The sequence below is a fragment of the Kitasatospora sp. NPDC058965 genome (genome assembly GCF_042741245.1).
Taxonomy (GTDB): Bacteria; Actinomycetota; Actinomycetes; order Streptomycetales; family Streptomycetaceae; genus Kitasatospora.
The window spans coordinates 1-1,801 of the sequence record NZ_JBHYKG010000578.1 but is presented as its reverse complement, the minus strand read 5'-3'; the positions used below and the strand labels follow the sequence as shown (position 1 = coordinate 1,801).

The window sequence follows — 1,801 nt, the reverse complement described above, 5'->3', positions numbered from 1 at the left end:
AGGTGCCGCGGCCCCGGGCCGTTGTTACGTTGGCCCCCACCGCGCCTCACGGGGAGACCAGAGATGGCTGCCAAGACCGCGTCACGCCCGTCCGCCCACCGCGCCCGCCGCTGGCTGCCGCTGCTCGGCGCACCGCTCGCCGCCGGGCCCGTCGCCACCTTCTCCGCCGCCTTCCTGCTCAGTCCGGGCATCCCCGCGGCGGTCGCCCTGCTGGGCGAGCGCCGGGTCCTGAAGCCCCGTCACGAGTTCCGCGCCCTGGTCTACGGCGACCCGCTGCTCGCGGTGGCCGCCGCCTGCGGGGTGGCGCAGTGCCGCTCGGTGCCGCCGAGCTCGGTCCGCTCCTGGGTGCGCGGCCCGCTCGCGGTGGCCGCCAGCGCGGCCTGGCTCGGCTTCGGGCTCTGGCAGTGGCGGGCCGAGGTGCGCTGCGGACGGTTCAACCGGGCCCAGGCCCTGGCCCCCACCAAGATCTACCACCAGCTCGGCGTCTACCCCATGCTCGGCTACCTGGCCGGCTCCGCGGTGCTGGCCGGCCTGGCCTGCCCGCAGCCGCGGCACGGCCGGGCCGGCAAGGCGCTGATCGCGGCCTGCGTCGGCAGTTGGGCGGTGGCGAACGTGATCGACCGGCGCCACCTCAAGCTCGGCCACCCGCCCTACGACTGGCGCCGGCTGCGCCCGGTCGAGCAGCCCTGGCCGATCGAGTCGGACACCCTGCGGTCGGCGGCGGCCGAGTAACGTACCGTCGGGCGGCGCCGCCGGTTGCCCGAACGGGCCCGCCGCACTGCCCGAACGGTGCGCCGAACGCTTCCCGCGCCCGGCGCCGCTCGGGCCTGGGCAGACCGCCGGGCCCGCCCTAGCGTGCCCGGGTGAGCATCTGGACCTCTCTCGAACCCGCTTCGGCGACCGTCGACCCGGGCGGCGCGGCCAGCGTGACGCTGACCCTGCGCAACACCGGCGACGTCGTCGAGGAGTACCGGATCCTGCTGGTCGGCGAGCCGGCCCGGTGGGCCCGCGCCGAACCCGCCGCGCTGAAGCTGTACCCCGGTACCGGCGGGACGGTGGAGCTGACCTTCGCCCCGCCGCGCTCGCCCGACGCGGCCGCCGGGCCGCACCCGTACGGGGTCAAGGTGGTGCCCGCCGAGCAGCCCGACGCGACCACCGTGGTCGAGGGGATGCTGTCGATCACCCCCTTCACCGAGCTGCACGCCGAGCTGGTGCCGCAGGAGAGCCGCGGACGCTGGCGCGGCCGGCCCCGGCTGGCGGTGGACAACCTGGGCAACACCGAGGTGACCGTCTCGCTGACCGGGCGCGAGCCGGGCGACCGGCTGGAGTTCGAGCTGGAGCCCTCCTCGCTGCAGATCGCCCCGGGCCGGGCGGCCTTCGCCCAACTGACGCTGCGTCCCAAGCAGGTGCGCTGGACCGGCGGGCGGGAGACCGCGCCGTTCTCGGTCGCGGTGCAGCGGGCCGGCACCGAGCCGCTGGCCGCGGAGGGCACCTTCGTGCACGCGGCCGTGCTGCCGCGCTGGACCGCCCGGGTGCTGATGGGGGCGGCGGCGCTGACCGCCGCCGCGGTGGCGTTCTGGCTCTCGGTCCATCCGACCGTGGCCACCCGGGCGCGCGAGGTGGCGGCGACCGCCTCCCAGCAGGCGATCGCGCCCGGGGCCGACCCGGGCGCGGCCCCGGCCCCGAGCGCCCAGCCCTCGCTGCCGCCCGCCCCGCTGCCCACCCAGGGCGCGCCCGCCGGCCAGGGCGGATCCGGCGCGGGCGGCGGCACCGGCGGGGGTTCGGGCGGCGGTGGCGGGGG

Annotated in this window: 1 protein-coding gene and 1 pseudogene; both read left to right on the top strand. The window is 78.1% G+C overall.

Going from position 1 to position 1,801, the window contains the following annotated elements:
- Positions 1-63 precede the first annotated feature (63 nt).
- Positions 64-732, top strand: coding sequence for a hypothetical protein (locus ACFW1A_RS40325; RefSeq protein WP_380418683.1), 669 nt, complete (start codon positions 64-66; stop codon positions 730-732).
- A 131-nt stretch (positions 733-863) separates the two neighbouring features.
- Positions 864-1,801 (top strand): annotated as a pseudogene (locus ACFW1A_RS40320) (hypothetical protein); the annotation flags it as partial.

Excerpts from the sequence above, each read along its gene's own strand:
- ACFW1A_RS40325 (WP_380418683.1), top strand. The coding sequence starts at position 64 with ATGGCTGCCAAGACCGCGTCACGCCCGTCCGCCCACCGCGCCCGCCGC.